The organism is Porphyromonas levii DSM 23370, assembly GCF_000379925.1.
GTDB classification, from domain to species: Bacteria; Bacteroidota; Bacteroidia; order Bacteroidales; family Porphyromonadaceae; genus Porphyromonas_A; species Porphyromonas_A levii.
The window spans coordinates 1-20,339 of record NZ_KB904246.1; the positions used below are offsets into that span (position 1 = coordinate 1).

At 47.4% G+C, this 20,339-nt stretch carries 20 protein-coding genes and 1 pseudogene; 13 read left to right on the top strand and 8 right to left on the bottom strand.

Going from position 1 to position 20,339, the window contains the following annotated elements; translation table 11 throughout:
* The 12 genes and pseudogenes from A3GG_RS13715 to A3GG_RS13060 all read left to right on the top strand — a co-directional run.
* Positions 1-242: pseudogene (locus A3GG_RS13715) on the top strand (ISAs1 family transposase); the annotation flags it as partial.
* Between the two features lie 62 nt (positions 243-304).
* Positions 305-808 carry a DUF6078 family protein gene (locus tag A3GG_RS0104455; RefSeq protein WP_018358122.1) on the top strand — a complete coding sequence of 168 codons (504 nt, stop codon included), beginning with the start codon at positions 305-307 and terminating at the stop codon, positions 806-808.
* Positions 809-1,201: 393 nt separating this feature from the next.
* Complete coding sequence (gene glmS / locus A3GG_RS0104460; RefSeq protein WP_018358123.1) at positions 1,202-1,612, top strand: methylaspartate mutase subunit S; 411 nt, start codon at positions 1,202-1,204, stop codon at positions 1,610-1,612.
* Between the two features lie 29 nt (positions 1,613-1,641).
* Positions 1,642-3,030: a methylaspartate mutase accessory protein GlmL gene (glmL, locus tag A3GG_RS0104465; RefSeq protein ID WP_018358124.1), complete on the top strand. Its 1,389-nt coding sequence runs from the start codon at positions 1,642-1,644 to the stop codon at positions 3,028-3,030.
* Positions 3,031-3,067: 37 nt separating this feature from the next.
* Positions 3,068-4,519, top strand: a complete 1,452-nt coding sequence (locus A3GG_RS0104470) for a methylaspartate mutase subunit E (RefSeq protein ID WP_018358125.1) — start codon at positions 3,068-3,070, stop codon at positions 4,517-4,519.
* 37 nt (positions 4,520-4,556) lie between these two features.
* Entirely contained in the window at positions 4,557-5,801 is a 1,245-nt protein-coding gene (locus A3GG_RS0104475; protein WP_018358126.1) for a methylaspartate ammonia-lyase, read from the top strand.
* 24 nt (positions 5,802-5,825) lie between these two features.
* Complete coding sequence (locus A3GG_RS0104480; RefSeq protein ID WP_018358127.1) at positions 5,826-7,202, top strand: acyclic terpene utilization AtuA family protein; 1,377 nt, start codon at positions 5,826-5,828, stop codon at positions 7,200-7,202.
* An 18-nt stretch (positions 7,203-7,220) separates the two neighbouring features.
* Positions 7,221-7,541 carry a DUF4387 domain-containing protein gene (locus A3GG_RS0104485; RefSeq protein WP_018358128.1) on the top strand — a complete coding sequence of 107 codons (321 nt, stop codon included), beginning with the start codon at positions 7,221-7,223 and terminating at the stop codon, positions 7,539-7,541.
* A complete protein-coding gene (locus A3GG_RS0104490; protein ID WP_018358129.1) occupies positions 7,534-8,517 on the top strand; it encodes a hypothetical protein in 984 nt (327 codons plus the stop codon). Before A3GG_RS0104485 ends, A3GG_RS0104490 begins: the two co-directional genes overlap by 8 nt.
* A 4-nt stretch (positions 8,518-8,521) precedes the next feature.
* Positions 8,522-9,364 (top strand): fumarate hydratase, encoded by an 843-nt coding sequence (locus A3GG_RS0104495; RefSeq protein WP_026215619.1) that lies wholly within the window; start codon positions 8,522-8,524, stop codon positions 9,362-9,364.
* Between the two features lie 23 nt (positions 9,365-9,387).
* Positions 9,388-9,939, top strand: coding sequence for a Fe-S-containing hydro-lyase (locus A3GG_RS0104500; RefSeq protein ID WP_026215620.1), 552 nt, complete (start codon positions 9,388-9,390; stop codon positions 9,937-9,939).
* A gap of 198 nt (positions 9,940-10,137) precedes the next feature.
* Positions 10,138-10,305, top strand: coding sequence for a DUF362 domain-containing protein (locus A3GG_RS13060; RefSeq protein WP_083900376.1), 168 nt, complete (start codon positions 10,138-10,140; stop codon positions 10,303-10,305).
* An 86-nt stretch (positions 10,306-10,391) separates the two neighbouring features.
* Here the strand turns inward: A3GG_RS13060 and radA are convergent, their stop codons facing one another.
* From radA to A3GG_RS0104515, 3 genes are read right to left on the bottom strand one after another with little or no spacing between them, the layout of a single operon-like run.
* Entirely contained in the window at positions 10,392-11,768 is a 1,377-nt protein-coding gene (gene radA, locus A3GG_RS0104505) for a DNA repair protein RadA (RefSeq protein WP_018358132.1), read from the bottom strand.
* 2 nt (positions 11,769-11,770) lie between these two features.
* On the bottom strand, positions 11,771-12,688 hold the full coding sequence (locus A3GG_RS0104510) for a dimethylarginine dimethylaminohydrolase family protein (RefSeq protein ID WP_018358133.1): 918 nt from the start codon (positions 12,686-12,688) through the stop codon (positions 11,771-11,773).
* Positions 12,689-12,690: 2 nt separating this feature from the next.
* A complete protein-coding gene (locus A3GG_RS0104515; protein ID WP_018358134.1) occupies positions 12,691-13,209 on the bottom strand; it encodes an NAD(P)H-dependent oxidoreductase in 519 nt (172 codons plus the stop codon).
* A gap of 112 nt (positions 13,210-13,321) precedes the next feature.
* Between A3GG_RS0104515 and A3GG_RS0104520 the strand changes: the two genes are divergently transcribed.
* Complete coding sequence (locus A3GG_RS0104520; RefSeq protein WP_051074814.1) at positions 13,322-13,729, top strand: START-like domain-containing protein; 408 nt, start codon at positions 13,322-13,324, stop codon at positions 13,727-13,729.
* Between the two features lie 13 nt (positions 13,730-13,742).
* Here the strand turns inward: A3GG_RS0104520 and cobO are convergent, their stop codons facing one another.
* From cobO to mfd, 5 genes are all read right to left on the bottom strand, one after another.
* Positions 13,743-14,249 carry a cob(I)yrinic acid a,c-diamide adenosyltransferase gene (gene cobO, locus A3GG_RS0104525; protein WP_018358136.1) on the bottom strand — a complete coding sequence of 169 codons (507 nt, stop codon included), beginning with the start codon at positions 14,247-14,249 and terminating at the stop codon, positions 13,743-13,745.
* Complete coding sequence (locus A3GG_RS0104530) at positions 14,246-14,626, bottom strand: putative signal transducing protein (RefSeq protein WP_018358137.1); 381 nt, start codon at positions 14,624-14,626, stop codon at positions 14,246-14,248. Before A3GG_RS0104530 ends, cobO begins: the two co-directional genes overlap by 4 nt.
* On the bottom strand, positions 14,619-16,025 hold the full coding sequence (gene hemG / locus A3GG_RS0104535; RefSeq protein ID WP_018358138.1) for a protoporphyrinogen oxidase: 1,407 nt from the start codon (positions 16,023-16,025) through the stop codon (positions 14,619-14,621). The genes A3GG_RS0104530 and hemG overlap by 8 nt, the downstream gene beginning before the upstream one ends.
* Positions 16,026-16,149: 124 nt before the next feature.
* Entirely contained in the window at positions 16,150-16,626 is a 477-nt protein-coding gene (locus tag A3GG_RS0104540) for an HU family DNA-binding protein (RefSeq protein ID WP_018358139.1), read from the bottom strand.
* 335 nt (positions 16,627-16,961) lie between these two features.
* Positions 16,962-20,288, bottom strand: a complete 3,327-nt coding sequence (gene mfd, locus A3GG_RS0104545) for a transcription-repair coupling factor (protein WP_018358140.1) — start codon at positions 20,286-20,288, stop codon at positions 16,962-16,964.
* Between the last annotated feature and the right edge of the window lie 51 nt (positions 20,289-20,339).

Consider the following 20,339-nt stretch of genomic DNA (forward strand, 5'->3'; position numbering starts at 1 on the left):
CTCTCATTAGAGATCATTGGGCGGTAGAGAATAACTTACACTATTGTCTTGATGTTATTCTCGGTGAAGACCAATCGTTAAAGAGAAAGGACAACGAAGCGAAGAACTGGAATATAATCAACAAGATAGCTCTCTTCTTCCTCGAAAAGCAAAAAGAGAAAACAAAAATTCCAATGAAAAACCTAAGAAAGAGGAACGCAACTATGAAACCTTCTCAGATACTCGAATACAACTATCTATGATAATTCAAATGCGATTGCCCTGGTGGGAGAAGTGAAACAACTAGTAAAAATATGAGAAATACATGAATACAGAAACTCCTATCAGCCCAATACCAGAGGAAGAAATTAGGTGGAACCTACTTCCCGAGCAACTAAGCCATTGTATCATAGCAGACTGTCCTTTGGCAGAAAAGTGCTTGCGCTACCTTAGCTACTACTATTCCCAACCAGATGACTTCGTGCATAGTTATCTCCACCCCAAAAGAAGTTCAATAGGAATAGGAGAGAAGTGCTCCTACTACCTCCCCAATACCCTTTCCCACCTGCCTCTCGGATTCATTAAGGGGCTTGCACATGTCTCCTCTGGAGATGCAGATCGCATCCGCAAAGAGATTATGTCCGAACTCAAACTCAGCAAAACCGTCTACTACAATTGGCGAAAAGGGAGCCAAATCATACCAGAAGAAGCTCGAGATATACTGATTCGCATATTCGAGAAATACAATGTCAAAGCAGATCAGATTTTCGACAATACAGTAGAGCGTTACCCCAGCTATTATTCCAAAGCCATTAACGCTAAAGAATAAAAGCACCTCTTCGGCAGTTCTTGAATTAGATGATATAAGACAAAATAGTACGAGGCGCGACTATCTCCAGGTACTATACATCTTACCCAAAGTCTCTCCCGCGAGGGACTAGAGTTTTTCTCGGGAGGAACTGGAGTCTCTCCCGCGAGGGACTGAAGCCGCTATAGTATCTAGAGGTCAAAACTCTACGATGTCATCTTATTGTCTATCGATCTCTATGGCTCTTAATATTGTTATTTAGCAAGTAATAGAGAAATAAAGGGATAATGTACTGAATAAGTAAGTATTTATACTTAACTTTGCACCGTGAAAGGGAATGGAGAGAAGGGAAACTCTCCTACCGTTTCATGCAACCCGATTTTTAGCTCAAGAACAACTAGAGTATTTTTAACTATGAATGGAAAGACCGTTGTGACAGGTGTGATTGGAGCAGACGCTCATGCTGTAGGCAATAAGATTATTGCTTTTGCACTCACTCAAGCAGGATACAATGTGGTAAATCTTGGTGTAATGGTTTCACAAACCGAGTTTATCAATGCGGCAATTGAGACGAATGCAGATGCAATTCTTGTCTCTTCACTCTATGGGCACGGTGAGATTGACTGCCAAGGGCTTAGAGAGAAATGTGATGAGGCAGGTCTGAAAGGTATACCCCTACTAGCAGGTGGCAATCTTGTAGTAGGGAAGCAGGAATTTACAGACGTAGAGGCTCGCTTCAAGAAGATGGGCTTCGATTGTGTGTACCCACCAAACACTCCTATTGAAACGACTATAGCAGACCTCGATAAGATCTTAGGTCTATAAACGGTTACATATAAATATTGTAACTAGATATGAGGTATCTAACTGCGGACTTTGGAAGTACGTACACCAAAGTGACCGCTATCGACACAGAGAAGTGTGAGATAGTGAGCACTGGAGCAGCCTTCACGACCATCGAAACGGATGTAATGGAGGGGCTTAGCAATGCACTTTCGGAGCTCCACAAGAAACTAGGTGCTCCTTGGGAGTACGATCGTTTTCTCTGTTGTAGTAGCGCTGCAGGAGGACTCAAGATGGTCGCTTCAGGCCTAGTCCCCGAACTCACGGCTAAGGCTGCGCGTACTGCAGCAAGTAGCGCTGGGGCAAAGGTGGTCAAAACCTACTCTTTTGAAATCAGCCGAAAGGAAGCTGAGGAAATTGAGCAGATTGCTCCCGATTTGATTCTATTATGTGGAGGGACCGATGGAGGCAACCGCGAGACGGTAATCAATAATGCACGAACCCTCTCCAAAGTAAAGGGCAATTTTACCATTGTAATGGCAGGCAATAAGAATGCAGCCGATGAGGTAGCCCAGATATTAAAAGATGCGGGTAGGTCATGCGTAGTGACAGACAATGTAATGCCTGACTTTAGCACCCTCAATGTACAACCAGCGAAGGAGTGCATCATGCAGCTATTCATTGATCGTATTATTGAGGCAAAGGGACTAAGCAAAGCCCAGGAAAAGGCACACAATGAGATTATCCCTACCCCATTGGCTGTACTCAACGCTTGTGAACTACTAAGCAAAGGTACGCACAACGTAGAAGGTATTGGAGAATTACTGGCGATAGACCTAGGTGGTGCAACAACGGATGTGTACTCTATAGCTATTGGTGAGCCAACGGCCCCTAATATCGTACAGAGAGGACTCCCCGAGCCCCCTTGTAAGCGAACTGTAGAAGGTGACTTAGGTATGCGCTATAGCCTCACCTCTCTAGCAGATGAAATGGATCTGTTCGAAGCTGGTAAACCTTTGGGATTATCAGACGAAGAACTGAAGGATTGGGTAGCAGCGTGCTCTACTACTCCATCACGTCGTGCTGAAGATGAGCGTGAAGCCAATATGGAGAAGGTGCTTGCCAAAGGTGCTGTATCTATAGCAACAGATAGGCATGTAGGGCATATCAAGTCGGTATACACCCCTATGGGTCAGCTATTCACCATTGATGGCAAAGACCTTTCTAAGGTAGAGAATGTCCTGGGAATAGGTGGGGCGATCATTCACAGCGATGATCCTGCATACGTACTAGGGGGTTCGGTTTTCGATCCAACCAATTACGAGTCAGCTCGACCCAAAGAACCGACCTTCTATATAGACAAATCGTACATTATGGCCTCTATGGGGCTACTCAGTGCTGAACTTCCGGATGTAGCTTTGGAAATCATGAAGAAAGAGCTCAAGAAAGTGAAGCGATAAGAACGCAATAATTAACAACCCACACATTATATGTAATATGGAAATCCGTAACGTCAGAATCAGTGACGCTGAATTTCAGAGAGAGAGAGAAGAGGTACTTAAGCAGTGGCCTACTGGAGCTGGTGTCAACTTCGAGGAGGCCGTAGAGTACCAAAAGGGTATTGCAAAGTCTAAGCGCTTCGATGAGAAGCTACAGAAAGCAGACAAAGAGGGTGTCACCCTTATCCAGCCACGTGCTGGAGTGGCGCTATATGATGAGCATATCAAGCTACTTCAGTTCCTAGAGCGTGAAGGTGAGGCAGACCTACTTCCATCTACTGTGGATAGCTACACTCGTCTTAATAGGTATACTGAAGCTCAGAACGGTATCGAGAAGAGTAAGGAGAGCGGTCGCTCAATGCTGAATGGTTTCCCTATCGTTAACTATGGTGTGGATATATGCCGTACAGTGACTTCAGCACTCAAAAACCCAGTGCAGGTACGTCATGGTACGCCTGACGCCCGTCTACTTACCGAAATTTCTATCGCAGGTGGTTTTACCTCATACGAGGGTGGTGGTATCTCATACAATATCCCCTACTCTAAAGACTACTCACTTGCCAAGACAATTGAGTATTGGCAATACACCGATAGATTGGTCGGCATGTATGCTGAGGCTGGAGTAAATATCAACCGTGAGCCATTTGGACCACTCACAGGTACGCTCATCCCAGCTTGTATCTCCAACTCTGTAGCTATCATTGAGGCACTCCTAGCTGCTACTCAGGGTGTGAAAGACTTAACCGTAGGTTATGGTCAGTGCGGTAACCTTATCCAAGACGTAGCCGCAATCCGCTCACTAAAGAAGCAGACCAATGAGTATCTAGCTAAGTACGGCTATAGCGATGTAAAGGTAACAACTGTATTCCACCAGTGGATGGGTGGTTTCCCTCAGGACGAGGCCAAGGCATTTGGTGTTATCTCTTGGGGGTCTGCAGCTGCAGCACTAGCTAAGGCTACAAAGGTAATAGTGAAGACTCCGCACGAGGCAATGGGAGTACCTACCATGGAAGCCAATGCTGCTGGTTTGCGTGCTACTAAGCAGGTAATCTCTATGCTACGTGATCAGGACTTTACCAGTATCCCTGCCGTGATAGCTGAGTCTGAAATCATCGAGCGCGAGGTCAATCAGATCATGGACAAGGTATTTGAGCTCGGCAAGGGAGACCTTGCACAAGGCGTGATTGCGGCCTTCGAATCGGGAGTCCTTGATATCCCATTCGCACCTAGCAAGTACAATGCTGGTAAGGTGATGCCAGCTCGTGACAATAGTGGTGCTGTACGTATCCTCGATGCGGGTAACCTACCATTTAGCCAAGATATTCTAGACTTCCACCGCAGCAAGCTAGAGGAGCGTGCGAAAGCAGAAAACCGTACCGTAAGCTTCCAAATGGTGATAGATGATGTATATGCTATCAGTAAGGGCTTCCTTGTAGGGCGTAAGCAATAATTGACAATAGAACAAACACACATAATTAAATATAGTTATGAAAATTAAGAAAGTAGTATGTGCCGCTGGAAAGACGGGGTTTTACTTCGATGATCAGCGTGCTATTAAGAGAGGTGCAGTAAGTGATGGTGCTTTCTACTCTGGAGAGACTGTTACGGATGGTTTTACCAGCGTTCGCCAAGCAGGAGAGTCTATCTCTGTACTCTTCATCCTAGAGGATGGACAGGTTGCGCATGGTGACTGTGCAGCAGTACAGTATTCTGGTGCAGGCGGTAGAGACCCTCTATTCCTTGCAAAGAACTTTATCCCAGTAATACTAAAGGAGATTGCTCCTATGTATGAGGGTAAGGATATCACTACTTTCCGCGAGATGGCTGACAAGGTAGACAAGTTTGTCCGCCCAGAAACTGGGAAGCAGTTCCACACCGCTATCCGTTACGGAGTTACTCAGGCTTGCCTAGACGCCGTAGCTAAGAGCCAACATAAGCTAATGGCTCAGGTGATAGCAGCAGAGTACAACACAACTATCTCCGACACAATGGTACCCATCTTTACACAGTCTGGTGACGATAGGTACACCAATGCGGACAAGATGATTATGAAGGAGGCTGAAGTGCTACCACACGCGCTCTTCAATCATGTGGAGCAGAAGACCGGTCTAAAGGGTGAGAAGCTACTCGCTTACGTAGAATGGCTACGCAATCGTATCCTCGAGAAGCGTACTCGCGATAGCTACAATCCTATCTTCCACATTGATGTATACGGCACACTAGGTGTGGTATTCGATAATGACTTCGAGAAGATTGCAGACTACATTGGCACTCTAGCTGAGGCTGCTAAGCCATTCCACCTACGTATTGAAGGTCCAGTAGATGTTGAGGAGAAGTGGGCACAGGTCAAGGCACTACATGAAATCCGTCGCCACATGGATGATAAGGGTATCGATGCTGAGATCGTAGCTGATGAGTGGTGTAATACCCTTGAGGATATCATCGACTTCTCTAAGGACAAGGCAGGCCACATGGCACAGATTAAGACCCCAGACCTTGGTGGTATCAATAACACAATTGAGGCTGTACTCTATTGCAAGCAACACGATATGGGAGCTTACCTAGGTGGTACTTGCAACGAGACCAACCGTTCAGCTGAGATTTGCGCACACATCGCAATGGCTACACAACCAAAGCAAATGCTCGCTAAGCCTGGTATGGGTGTAGACGAGGGCTACATGCTTGTATTTAATGAGATGAGCAGAATCCTTGCACTCAAGGATCTCATCTAAATAAAATAGAGAAAGGAAAGAGAAATGGAAGAGATAAGAGTACTATCCCCTACCGCAATCCTCGGCTATGGCTTCCCTATGGAGTCTTTTGAGGAGGGTATGAAGCGTAACCCACATGTGATAGCAGTGGACGCTGGTTCTACAGACCCAGGTCCTTACTATCTCGGTGCTGGTATCTCCTTTACCGATCGCAACTCGGTCAAGAGAGACCTAGATATCATGATTCCAGCTGCAATCAAGGCTGGTATTCCAGTGATTATCGGTTCGTCGGGAGGCTCAGGTGGTCGTCCTCATGTAGAGATTAATCGTAAGATTATCGAGGAGATTGCTGAAGCTAGAGGTCTTACTTTCAAGTATGCAGAGATTAGCTCAGAGTTTGACAAGGAACTTGTCCGCAAGTACTTTAAGGATGGTAAAATTACGCCACTCGCTCCAGCTCCAGAACTAAAGGAAGAGGATATCGATGAGTCGGTTCGTATCGTAGCCCAGATGGGTGAGGAGCCATTTATCGAGGCGCTCAATAATGGTGCTCAAGTTATCCTTGCTGGACGTGCCTACGACCCTACCGTCTTCTCAGCACTAGCTATCTCTAAGGGCTATCCTAAGGGGCTTGCTATCCACATGGGTAAGATTTTGGAGTGCGCTGCTATCGCAGCACTTCCTGGTAGTGGTAGCGACTGTATGTTTGGCTACCTCCGTCACGATCATTTCGAGCTAGAGACCCTTTCTCCAGCACGTAAGTGTACTACCCTATCTATCGCAGCGCATACACTGTATGAGAAATCTAACCCATACATCCTTCCTGGACCTGGAGGACAACTCAACCTACACAATACTACCTTTGAGCAGATTGCAGACAATAGGGTACGTGTTGCTGGTACGGTGTTTGAACCAACCGATGGTTACTTTGTAAAGCTAGAGGGCGTTCGTCGTGTAGGTTATCGTACCATCGCATGTGCAGGTGTTACCGACCCAATCTTTATTAGCAAGGTAGATGAGATTACAGAGGCCGTTCGTGCCCGCGTAGACAACAACTTCAAGGACTACGGCATGAGTGACTACTTCCTAGACTTTAAGGTCTACGGCAAGGGTGGTGTTATGGCAATGTTCCCTGGTGTGACTACTGATACAGGTAATGAACTATTGATTATCATCGAGGCAGTAGGTGCTACACAGCAGGAAGCAGATACGATTTGTAGCTTTGCACGCAGTACCATGCTTCACTTCGGTTACGAGGGACGTATTTCTACAGCAGGAAACCTCGCATTCCCATTCTCACCATCTGATGCACACATGGGTGAGGTATTCGAGTTCAACGTGTACCACCTGATGAAGGTAGAGAGCCCTACAGAGCTCTTCCCAATCACCTATCGTCAGTTTACCAATGGTCAGGCAAAGTAAAGAAAGGAGTATAGAGATATGAAAACATATAAGCTAGTCGATATGGCATCTGTGATCAGAAGCAAGAACTCTGGTCCTTATGAACTTACATTCGACATTATCTTCAAGACATTTGACGATTACAACTTCTTTAAGGAGCATAAGCCAATTGATGCTGCCACTGTAGCTAGGCTCTATGGTATCCCTGAGGAGAATGTGCTTCACGTCATCTATTTTGACCCTGCAAAGGCTGTCAAGGCTACGATTAAGCGCCCAATCCCAAGTGGTGCACTCGGAGAGACTGATGTCTATGGTGCTCAGCAGCATGCACCACTAATGAGTTTTACTTTCGATGCATAGTCAAATCGGAGCAAAACCTAAGAGATTCCAGGAGCTCTGGGTCTCTACCCAATATTATGCCCCCCGTGGGAAGGAGAGACTCCTTTCCCTCGGGGAGCAATTGGCTCATCAACACCTCAGCTTTACCGATAGGCTAATTGGCTTTATCGGAGATGCTGGCAGTGGTAAGAGTTCTCTTATCAAAGGTATTTTCCCTGGTCTAGAGCTAGCCAATGATGATGACCTACTTGATCCACGCAAGATAATGCAGGTGCGCCAAGGCATGGATAATCTGCGCGAGGCATCGACCTACCACATAGATATGCGTTTCCAGTCTGCCTTCACCCAAATGTATGAGATTGTCGATTTTGTACAGGAAGCACTGGAGAAAGGCAAGCGTGTAGTGGTAGAGCACTTTAACCTGCTCAATCAAGCTCTTGGCAGAAATGCCGATCTGCTATTTGCGATAGGCGAGGAGATTATCGTGACTCGCCCATCCATATTTGGGCCTCAGCCACAGACCTTGTATGATATTGTGCACGAATCACTTCGGTACCGTAAGATGGCGCACTCGGCAGAAGAAGTGACAGCGTATGCCTTAGAGGGGCTTTTTGGTATAGATATGTCGGAATACTACAGTGCCGACGTACCTAAAGGCTTCGTGCTGAAGTTTAATGATAATCCTCAGCTCAACAAAGAGGATTTGGATAAACTTGAGCGCAGAATACAAGAATTGATTCTAGAGGATATCCCTATTGATTATTTCGATGATCATCATATCAAGATAGGGGATGAAATCAAGCCTTGCGATGGCCCTCGTATCCATGTACGTTCTACAGGGATGATAGAAAACTTCTCCCTGCATAAAGAGCTAATTTACGACAAGAGATATGATGCCTATTGTCTGGTAGGGCTACTGGATAGCGACCCTAGAAACCATGAGTTACTCCACAATAGAAACTCATTCTATTTTATCAAAAAAATGTATGACATCTAAAGCTATGAGAGAAATAGATGTACACGAGATCACTCAATTGGTCTCAAAACTTTGTATAGATGCCTGCTACTATATGACCCCTGATATACACGCCAAGATGACCTCTCAACTTAGCATAGAGAAGTCGCCCCTTGGCAGGGATATCTTAGGAACTCTCTTAGAGAATAGTGAGATAGCACGCACCCAACAGAAGCCACTTTGTCAGGATACTGGGATGACCGTGGTATTCGTCAAACTAGGGCAGGATGTCCATATCACAGGAGGACTTCTTGAGGATGCTATCAATGCAGGTGTCCGTGAAGGCTACGAGAAAGGGTACCTGCGTAAGTCGGTAGTCAATGATCCTATCCTTCGTGAAAACACCAAGGACAATACCCCTGCTGTTATTCACTACAACATTGTCCCTGGCGATAAGATTGAGATAGAAGTCTCTCCAAAAGGCTTTGGTAGCGAGAACAAGAGTCAGCTCAAGATGCTTACTCCTAGCCAAGGTGTAGAGGGCGTCAAAGACTATGTAGTGCAAGTCGTCTCAGAAGCTGGTGCTAACCCTTGCCCACCTATTATTGTAGGTGTAGGAATAGGTGGCACGATGGAGAGGTGCGCTTACTATGCCAAGGAAGCTCTCCTTCGTCCAGTAGGTGAGCATAATCCTGCGCCACATCTCCGTGAAATAGAGGAAGAACTATTGGAGCGTATCAATAAACTCGGAATCGGACCAGCTGGTTTCGGTGGTAATACTACTGCGTTAGCAGTAAATGTAGTAGCAGGCGCAACACACATTGCAGGTCTTCCTGTAGCAGTGAATATAGGTTGTCACGCTACACGCCATGCTCATGGTATCATCTAAATAGATAGTATAAATTGATAGTCATGGAAAAAAGAATAATTACACCGCCACTAACTAATGAAGTAATTCGCACACTTCACGCTGGCGACATGGTCTATATTACTGGTATTATCTATACCGCCCGCGATGCTGCGCACCTCCGGTTGGTACAGATGCTAGAACGAGGCGAGGAGATGCCATTTGACTTTGAAGGACAGATAGTCTATTATGCTGGGCCTGCTCCTGCAAAGCCAGGAGAGCCTATCGGCTCAGTTGGTCCCACCACAGCAGGACGAATGGATCTCTATTCCCCCACCCTCATGAAGAAGGGGCTAAAGGCTATGATTGGTAAGGGGCTTCGCTGCAAAGAGGTAATTGATACCCTAAAAAGCGAGACTGGGGTCTACTTCGCAGCAATAGGCGGAGCCGCAGCGCTCATGGGGCAGAGGGTGAAAGAAGCAGAGGTGATAGCCTTTGACGACTTAGGACCAGAGGCCATACGTCGTCTGAGGGTAGAAGAATTACCCGTAATCGTAGCGATTGACCATGAGGGTAATAATGCTTACGAAAGAGGACGCCTCGAATTTGAGGAGTAATGAAACTCCCCTAGTTTAGCCACAACTAGCTAAAAATAGGTATAACTTATTGGAGAAAAGGAGAACTTGCTAAGTGGAAATAGCAGGTTGAGCAACATCTATCCCCAAAAGTAGGTATACTTTGGAGAATATTGGTATATTTGCATCCGAACGAGAGTAACAATGAGTATCCATTTAAGACACTAAAAGATTAGAATTATGGCACACATTATCCAAGACACTTGCATCGCATGCGGTACATGTATGGACGAATGCCCAACTGAGTCAATCTCTGAGGGTAGCATCTATGTAATCAACCCAGATACCTGCATTGATTGCGGTAACTGCGCTGAGGTTTGCCCTACTGACTCTATCAAGGCAGAATAACTTAGGGACTAAGCAATTGAATAGAGCCGAACTAGATTCACTTCTAGCTCGGCTCTATTATTATGTATGGGGTATCCTATTTTCGTCTACTCGCGGAATAGGGCTCTAAATGCCTCAGTGACTTGAGTTACCGGGACGAGTTTAATCGCAATCTTGTCTAATTCTAACCCATGAAGATTATCAGATGGCAGTACCATCGCCTTAAAGCCAATCTTCTCTGCCTCGCTAATTCTCTGCGCAATGCGGGATACAGCACGTATCTCTCCACTTAAACCCACTTCCCCTGTCACACAAATCTCACGAGAAATAGGAACATCAAGATTACTTGATAGCACCGCGGTTAGTATTGCAAGGTCTAAAGCTGGGTCCTGAATAGTAAGTCCACCAGCGATATTCAGGAAGACATCCTTCTGAATTAGCTTAAATCCAGCTCGCTTCTCTAGCACTGCCAACAGCATATTGGTGCGTCGAGCATCAATGCCAGTAGACGAACGCTGGGGCGTACCATAAACGGCAGAACTGACAAGCGCTTGTACTTCTACCAATAAGGGGCGGATACCCTCCATTGTTACCCCAACACAGCTACCAGAGAGATCTGAATTTCCTCCAGTCAGCAGCATCTCAGAAGGATTGGTCACCTGCCTAAGCCCACTGCCCTTCATCTCATAAAGCCCTATCTCTGCCGTATTTCCAAAACGGTTTTTAATAGCCCTAAGGATACGGTATTGGTGGTTCTGATCGCCCTCAAAACGAATGACCGTATCTACTAAGTGCTCCAAGACCTTAGGGCCGGCAATGCTTCCCTCCTTGGTAATATGCCCTACTAGTATTATGGGTATTTCATATTCTTTGGAGAAAGTAAGCAGAGCCGCAGTACACTCCCTCACCTGAGAAAGTGAGCCAGCGGAAGATTCACTCTTGGTTGTTTGGACGGTCTGAATAGAGTCGATTACAAGGAGGTCGGGCATTACATCTAGAGTTGTCTCCATAATCGTCTCCAACTGTGTTTCACTATATAGCAAACAGTGGTTCACAGCATCGGCATCTGTGAGCCGTTCGGCTCTTAACCTTATCTGCCCTACACTCTCCTCTCCACTAACGTAAAGCGTTTTGAGTTCAGGGTTGCGCACAACGCTCTGAAGGATTAGAGTACTCTTTCCTATTCCTGGTTCGCCACCGATGAGGACTAAAGAGCCTTTGACTAACCCTCCACCCAAGACTCTATTGAGCTCACCATCCTTTAGATCCATTCGAGTAGCTGTATCTCCAGCCACTTCACTGAGAGGAATGGGGGCTTTATCCAAGAGCTTCACATCCTTTCGGATGCGAAGCCCTGGTTCATCAGCCTTTACTCGGTACTCCTTAAGAGTATTCCATGCGCCGCAAGCAGGACACTTCCCTGCCCACTTAGGGAAGTCAGAGCCGCAGTCGGTACAGAGCCAAACAAGCTTATCCTTAGCCACTATTAGTAGGCTCTCTCTAGTGGTTGGGTGGTACAACGGAGGAGACCACCCAGCTTACTTACCTCACGGTATGGTACAGGGATAGTCTGAATACCACGGCGGTTAAACCAACCTTGTAGGCGAGTGAATGTGCTATCAATAATTACCTTATCTGGTGCGATGCTAAAGATATTAGGATTCATCTCATACATCTCCTGACGGCTAATGATAGCAGTATTCTCAGGACCAAAGAGCGAGAGGATATATTCCCAATCCTCTACATGACGGAAAGCACCAGGGAAGAGAATACACTTATCTTTTCCCACTGGCTGGAAGCAGCAGTCTAGGTGCAATACGCCAGTAAATGGGTCAGTATCGTGCTTGATTAATTCGATTGGGATGATATCTTTCTTTGGAAATAAGTCCTTAAGAAAGCCGATAGCATACTTATTGGTGCGTGCCATCTTATACTTACTATAGTTAGGGCTCAGATAGGTTCCGAGGAAAATCTTATCGTGGAATAGGATAACATCTCCGCCCTCGATGTGCACATGCTCCGGTGGCGTAATGATATTACTCTTGTCCATCTCCTCATAGATTCCATCGTAAGCTCTCATTTCAGCCTCTCTATCGGGAATAATATTGGCGCGGATGAGCTTATCCTCGATAACAAAAGCCACATCGCGTGCGAAAATCTGATTGACCCCTGGGAGCTCTTGAGGACGAAGCACCTCTATTCCTTCCTCCTTAAGTGCGGTAGCCAAACCCTCAACCTCGCTATCCAGAGAGGCATCTGAAGGATAATTCCCTGCAATAATAGTGCTGTAACTCTTGGCATCGTACGCCTCATCAAGTCTTGGCACAGGTCCTGGTGTAGAACCAAGTCCTACTATTACACTTTTGAGGGTTCCTGTCTCGTCCTTTACGTTAAGTCGTCTCATATTTACTTGTTACAGATAAATTTAATGTACTCTTTACAGTTCTCTGCCAACCTCTCCTCGTATCCAGGGCTACCAGCGCCATAGAATGCGAAGTAGTCACCTCCTACAGCTTGCACAAAGCCCGCCGATCCTCCGACAAACGACAAGTAAGAGGCTAAAGAAGTTCCGCTAAACGCCACTTCAGGGGCACCACAAGAAGTCGCAGCCTCGATGATTATGCCCTTAAGAGCATGTGGGCAATCACCCCAAGCCCAACCTTCAGCCCAGACAGTGTCCATCCACAGCTTCATGATAGCTGGTGGCATATACCAATACAAAGGAAACTGCAGCACAATTCTATCGTACTGCTCCAAGAGTGCTTGCTCCTTTTCCAAATCAAATGTTCCGTCCTCCTTTAGGGCTTTGTCAAGGCGATGTACCTTCAAGCCTTCTCCCTCATAAGGGCGAAGAGCCTCCACCCACTTACGATTTACGATAGAGGTAGATAGGTCGGGATGACCGACTATCACTATTGTCTTCATTACTTACTTTCTATTAGGTTAGCTTTCTTCCACAAACTTACCCACAATAACCGAGATTATTGGTATCTTGGAGGCAGAAGAGGAGGGCATTTTTGTTATAGAGCATATTATTATGGAGAAAAAAGAGAAGAACAACAGCGCAGAGGGCTTTAGGAAAGAGTACTTCCTCAGCACAGCATCTCCCCATAGTATATGGAACCAAATATCTACTGGCATAGGACTTTCGGCATGGTTTGCTCCTCGTGTAGATATCACAAGGAACACTATTCATATATTTTGGGACGAGGTCGGAGACGATAGAGTGGCGACCATTCACAAGCAAGAGAAAGACAAGCTCATAGAGTGGAGGTGGAATGACGACCCCGAAAGCTACATCCGTATGGAGATTGTGACCACAGAAATCTCTCCAAGTGCCTCGTTATTGGTTACCGATTACGACAAGGGTTTAGACATCGAATCCTTGGAGCAGATATGGGCGGGACACGAAGAACGACTGTATGCTAGTCTAGGTATCTACTAGAAGAGGACGAGGGTTAAAAGTCAATACCTCTTCGGTTTGGCACGCCCTTTTGGTAGTAGTGCTTCACCTCCCTCATCTCTGTAACCAGATCAGCAATACCTATTAGTTCACTGGGGGCATACCTTCCAGTGATGATAACTTCGTGTTTGTCTGTCCTATGCTTGAGTGCTTCCAAGACTTCATCAATGGTTAGGAGCTTCAAATAGAGTGCTATATTGAGTTCATCCATCACTACTACGTCGTAAATACCCGATTGGAGTACCCCAACGCACCTCTCTAGCCCCTCCTTAGCTCTGCTATAATCCTCCCCTGTTGGCTCCCTATCCAGAAGACAGCTTGCGCCCCATTGCTCAATCTTAATAGCTTCGGGGAAATACTCCTCTAGAAAACACTCGCTGTACTTCATGTCCTTCACGAACTGAGCTACGAATACCTTCTTGCCAGCGCCGAGGGCTCTTACCGCTAGACCAAAGGCTGCAGTGCTCTTGCCCTTACCATTTCCCGTGTAGACGTGTATCATAGGGGATTATTATTAAGGTAAACTGCCCACAAAGCAAATAGCCCTAGGGCAATAACCAAGAAGATAAGCACCCTCCACAGCTTACGTCTGTCCCCCTTTCGCTCCGCCTCCATCTGCTCTTCCAACGCTTCAGGGCTATCGTTTTGGCTAGGTATCACCCCAGCATCCTCCAGCACCTTCAGTGCTTCCTCCACCTCTTCCTCCCTAACCATTAGCGAAACGCCCACCGAGAGACCTGGTATGATATTCGTATTCTCGTTCTCTACGCGTACGAAGAACCCCCTATCGCTCAGAAGTGAATGCGCCACGTGGATATAATTAGCATCACTTGAGTTGAGTACCTCTACCAGTCCTCCTCTATTCCATAACTTATCCATAGTTCTCTGCTATCATTTTTCCTAATTCCATTCCTTGGGTTATCCTATTTGCCATCCCTATTCCCCCAATCATCCCTCCCGCTAGGTGCAGCCCGGGATAAGCCATTTCTATCCTCTTGATATCATTGTGGCGAGCATCTGTTGCCAAATCATACTGAGGAATAGCCTTGGGATAGCGCTCAATATGCACCATATCGGGCTGAATACCACGAGGTATCTTCATCATAAGGTAGAGCTCTTCGAGTCCCAACCTCATCAATTGCTCCTCCGAATTATCGACAAACATCTCCCTATTCCTTAACCCTCCCATGAATACCGTAAAGAGGGCGCCATCCGAATACTCCGTCCTACCCCTAAAGCACGAGCTAGGAAAGAGGATGCCAAGGACGTCCCTTTTCTCCCGACTCGGCACCAGTGCACCAAAAGCGGCACGAGGGATATGGGGCAAATGCTTAAAGCCAACACTCACTTCTGCCACAGGAGCATAGGGCAACGTCGCAATATTGGTAAAATACCCTTGCCACTCATTTGGGAAAAGGGAGGGCAAAATATCGGCGCGCACCGTGGTAACTACATGTTGGCTTACCAGACTGTGCCGCTCCCCATGAGCATCTACAAAAGAAGTGACCCAAGACTTCCCCTGTTCTTCTATCATAATCTCTCTTACCCCAAGCTCAATCCGCCCCGTACGTACCACCTTTTGTGCCACTGACGCAATCAGATGCTCCAGACCACCAACTGCCGAAAATATCTTTTTCGTGGCCTTCCGCTCCCTATCGCTCTTCGGTTCTCGTGCTTTCCTTAGCGCTCCTCCTATAAAACTCCCATACTTTTGCTCCAGATTATAGAGCTTTGGCAGAGCCAAACGGGTGACCAACTGATACGGATCCCCTGCATATATTCCGCCGATAAAAGGGTCTATCGTGTAGTCTACGATGCTTTTCCCCAAGCGACGTTCTGCCAGTTCGCCCACCGTCTCATTAGGATTAGTCCCCTTTCGCCTAAAGGGTTCAAGCGGCATCCCTAGCTTGTCTCTCCAAGAATAGAGAGGGGTAGTCAGACCACCCCATAGCCCACTGGGAATAGGATAGAAACGGTTCCCCTTCCAAATCCACCTGCTATTGGCTGCACTATCGGCCACTTCCAGTTCTGCATCTGGAGCTGCGTATTCAAAAAGCTCTGCCACTTCCGGAGTAGAAATAGTGCCAGTATTTGGTCCGACCTCATAGACAAAGCCATTTTCCCTAAGTGTTCGCACCTGACCACCTACCCTATCGCTCCGCTCAAGCAGCACAAAAGGGAGACCCTCCATGTCCAATTGCGCTGCAAGGGACAAGCCCGTAAGCCCACCACCTATGATAACTACAGGAATCTCCTTGTCTATTTTTCTATCCTCCATAACCATTACCTAAAAAAAAACGATAGGCAAACCTACCAAATTTTCCTACAAAATAGGGGGCGTCAGGTAGCCATCAAAAATAAGAGGAGCGATTGCCCTCTCGGCAATCGCTCCCAAATAGTCCTTAGATGTTGTCGTCCGAAGTCCCTCCACCGCCTTCATTTGGCTTAGTGGAGGGCTTCTTAGAACCCTTCTTGGCTGGTGCTTCCACACGCTCATAGCTTACTCCTGTGAGGTTAAAGTACTTGCGTGAGGGAGAAAGACGTACGACTGGCTTGGTGATATGGATGTTGGGATTGAATTCATCCACACCCTTTTCCACGAGTTTGCTCTGGAAAGAGGGCTTAAGTACACCCAAGTCGCCATACTCCACGATGTCGCCATTCTCCACATGCATCTTAGCAATCTCAGCCGCGAGGCGAAGTACTGCTTCCACCTCGGCACCAGTAAAGGTAGTGGCACGCGCCACTTCATCACAAAAATTACGATGGTCAATGCGTTTACGCCCAGTAGGACTTGCCTGAATAACAGTCTTACCTGCCATCTTTCCGATTGTTGCTTTACGCTCTGATAGCGTATAAGCCAAAGGTCTATTTGCCATAATATTTTAAAAACGGCTCCACTGTGGTTAGCTTGTTGGGAGGTAGGGAGCCTGTACCCTCCCAATGCTTTTTAAACCCTTGGTACAAAGGTAATAAAAAAGGTCATGGGTTCCAAACAAAACCCTCGACCTTTTCAAACAAAACCCTCGACCTTTTCAAACAAAACCCTCGACCTTTTCGAACAAAACCCTCGACCTTTTCGAACAAAACCCTCGACCTTTTCGAACAAAACCCTCGACCTTTTTTTCGTCTATGGTAAACCAATAGGAAAAAGCATCTCTGATTTCTTCTCTTTCGACCTTCCAATAGTCTTTGCTACAAGGGGGCGCTCTGGTTACTGCACGAGCTTCTCTACAATGTGATAGGCTTGGGTAACCGTGGTAATGCCTTTGACGGAGATAGACCGTCGCCCTTGCTCTTCTTTGAACCGAAGCTCCCTACCCCACGCAGTAGCATTGGCTAAGATGCGGCTAAAGACAGCACTTCGGTAGTAACTGCTATTGAGGTCGGAGACCAAATACAGCTTGAGCAAGCCCTGCTTCTGTACTACTCGCTCGATACCCGAACGCTTTCCGAGCAACCTAAGCTCGACCACCTTGAGGAGCTCCTCAGCCTCCTGAGGGAGTGCGCCAAAGCGATCTTCGAGCCTCAGACGGTAGGCCTGAATGTCTAGGCTTGTAGAGAGACGCTCCAACTCCCGATATAGCGTGATGCGCTCATTATCACCCGGCACATATAGCTGAGGGAAATAGGCTTCGGCATCGGTCTCTACCACAGTCTCGTACACGAAGTCTCGGGGCTGAGGGGCGTCGCCCTGCAGGGTATTGAGCTCTTCTGCGAACTCGGAATCTTTGAGCTCCATCACCGCTTCCTCTAGAATGCGCTTATAGGTCTCAAACCCGAGGTCGGCAATGAAGCCACTCTGTTCGCTTCCTAGGAGGTTCCCAGCACCACGAATATCCAGGTCTTGCATGGCAATATGGATGCCCGAACCAAGTTCGGAGAAGGAGGTGATGCTCTGCATACGTCGCTTGGCATTGGGGGTAAGCTCCTCTATCGGAGGGGTTAGGAGCAAGCAATAGGCTTTGCGATCGCTTCGCCCTACCCGACCTCTGAGCTGGTGCAGGTCACTAAGCCCAAACCTATGGGCGTCGTTGATAATGATGGTATTGGCGTTGCCTACGTCTATTCCGTTCTCCACAATAGTGGTAGCGAGGAGCAAATCTGTCTCATGATGGACAAAACCGAGGAGCACTTTCTCCAGCTCCTTTGCCGACATCTGTCCATGCCCTATAGCTATTCTTATCCCTGGCACTGCCTTGGCAATATCTCGGGCAATGTCATTCATATTGTGGATACGGTTGTGGATGAAGTACACCTGACCCCCTCGAGCCAATTCGGCATTGATAGCCTCGGCAAGCACATCTATATCGTAGAGCAAATGCTCTGTTCGGATAGGGTAACGATTGGGCGGAGGGGTGAGAATATTGGAGAGATCGCGCGCACCCATCAGTGAGAACTGAAGGGTACGTGGGATAGGTGTGGCGGTCATGGTAAGGGTATCGATATGGGCACGTAGCTCGCGGAGGCGCTCTTTGATCGCGACACCAAACTTTTGCTCCTCATCTATAATCAGCAACCCTAGGTCTTTGTACTCTACACCCTTGCCCGTTATCGTATGAGTGCCCACCACAATATCAATTTTTCCCTCCCTGAGCCCCTCCAATACCTCTTTGCGCTCCTTGGCACTCCTCGCCTGACTGAGGTAATCGACCCGAACCGGGAACGCCTTTAGTCGCTTGCTGAAGGTACGAAAGTGCTGATAAGCCAGTACCGTAGTGGGGACTAAGACTGCCACTTGCTTGCCATCTGTGGCAGCTTTGAAGGCAGCTCGGATGGCAATCTCTGTCTTACCAAAGCCCACATCCCCGCATATCAATCGGTCCATAGGTATGGGGCGCTCCATATCTGCTTTGACCTCTTTGGTCGCTTGCTCTTGGTCTGGAGTGTCTTCGTACATGAATGAGGCCTCGAGCTCTTTCTGCAAGTAGCTATCTTTGGAGAAGGCAAAGCCCTCTATCCTCAATCTTTCGGCATAAAGCTTAATGAGGTTGCGCGCAATATCCTTGACCTTTTTCTTGGTGCGCTCCTTGAGGTTGTCCCAAGCAGAACCTCCTAGCTTGCTCAGTCGTGGGGGCTCTTCGTTGTCTTTGCTCTTGTATTTGGAGATATGATGCAGAGAGTGGATGGAGACATAGACCGAGTCACCGCCCTGAAAGTTGAGCCGCACGGTCTCTTTCTGCTTGCCATTCTGCGCAATCGTAAATAGTCCGCCGAAGGTAGCGATGCCATAATTATGGTGCACCACGTAGTCTCCATATTCGAAGCTCTGTATGTCTTTGAGCGTCATCACCGCTCTCGACTTACGAATCTTATCGCTCTTGAGCTTAAAATTATGGTAGCGCTCGAAGATAGAGTGGTCGGTAAAGAGCGCTATCTTCAGTGTGTCATCGATAAAACCACTGTGTAGTGTGGGGGTAATGGGCTGGAAAACGATGCCCTTAGCCTGCTCTGAGAATATCGACTGTAGCCGCTCTATCTGCCCCTCCTGGTCACTCATGATGATTGTATCGTAGCCTGAGGACTGATACTTGAGTAGGGCTTCGGAGAGGAGGTCGAAGTTTTTGTGGAAGATAGGTTCGGGCAACTGTCCGAAACGGACCACCTTCTCTGCCACCTTGGGATTGGTCAAAAGGCACTGATGCTCGTCGATTTCTGCCAAAAGGCTCGTGGGTTCGACCAGAGAAGCTTGAAGGTCTTGGAGGGTTGGGAACTGGTTGTCCTCGGGATGAATAGGCGCAGTGGTATAGGTCGTCTGAAGGCTATCGGGAAGGAAGGCTGCCTGATCTACATAGATGAGTGTATCCTTTGGTAGCAAACTGATCAGGGAGTGACCGGCTCGCTCTTCGGGTTTGAAGGAGGAGAGAATGGCAATCTCCCCTATTTGCTCTTGGGATAGCTGGCTCTCGGGCTCAAAAAGACGGATACTCTCTAGCTCGTCATCGAAGAAATCGAGACGCGCTGGATACTCCGCAGCAAAGGAATAGATATCGATAATACTACCACGGACGGCGAAATCGCCAGGGGCATAGACGTAATCCTTCTCCTCGAAGCCCATCTCCCAGAGCTTCTCTCGGAGGGCTTTGCGATCCATCTGAGCGCCCACTCTCAGCTCCAATCTACCTGCCTCGTATGCCTCTGCCTCCACAACACCCTCTATCAATGCTTCGGGATAGGTGACAATGACCTTAGGAAGCGCCGCATCACGGATGAGCTCCAAGAGTTCGCTTCGGATAACCTCATTGGCTAGGTCTTTATGACCGTAGCGTATCGCCTTTTTATAGAGAGAGGGGAAGAATGATACCTGTTCATCGCCTAGGAGAACCGCTAGGTCATTCTGCAGATACGCAGCAAGCTCTCCCTCTCGAGCTATTGCAAGAATGGGACGCTGAGCATCGGTCAATGCGTGTAATAAAATAGCTGTAGCGGAGCCTTGCAACCCCTCTACAGCTATACTTCTGGTTCCCTTGGAGAGCGCTTGCTTCAAGGAAGCGAGTGACTTACCCTCTGAAAACCTCTTGACTATCTGATCAATATTCATCCATTATGGGTGCGAATATGGGCAATAGCTACACCTATTACCCATATTGCA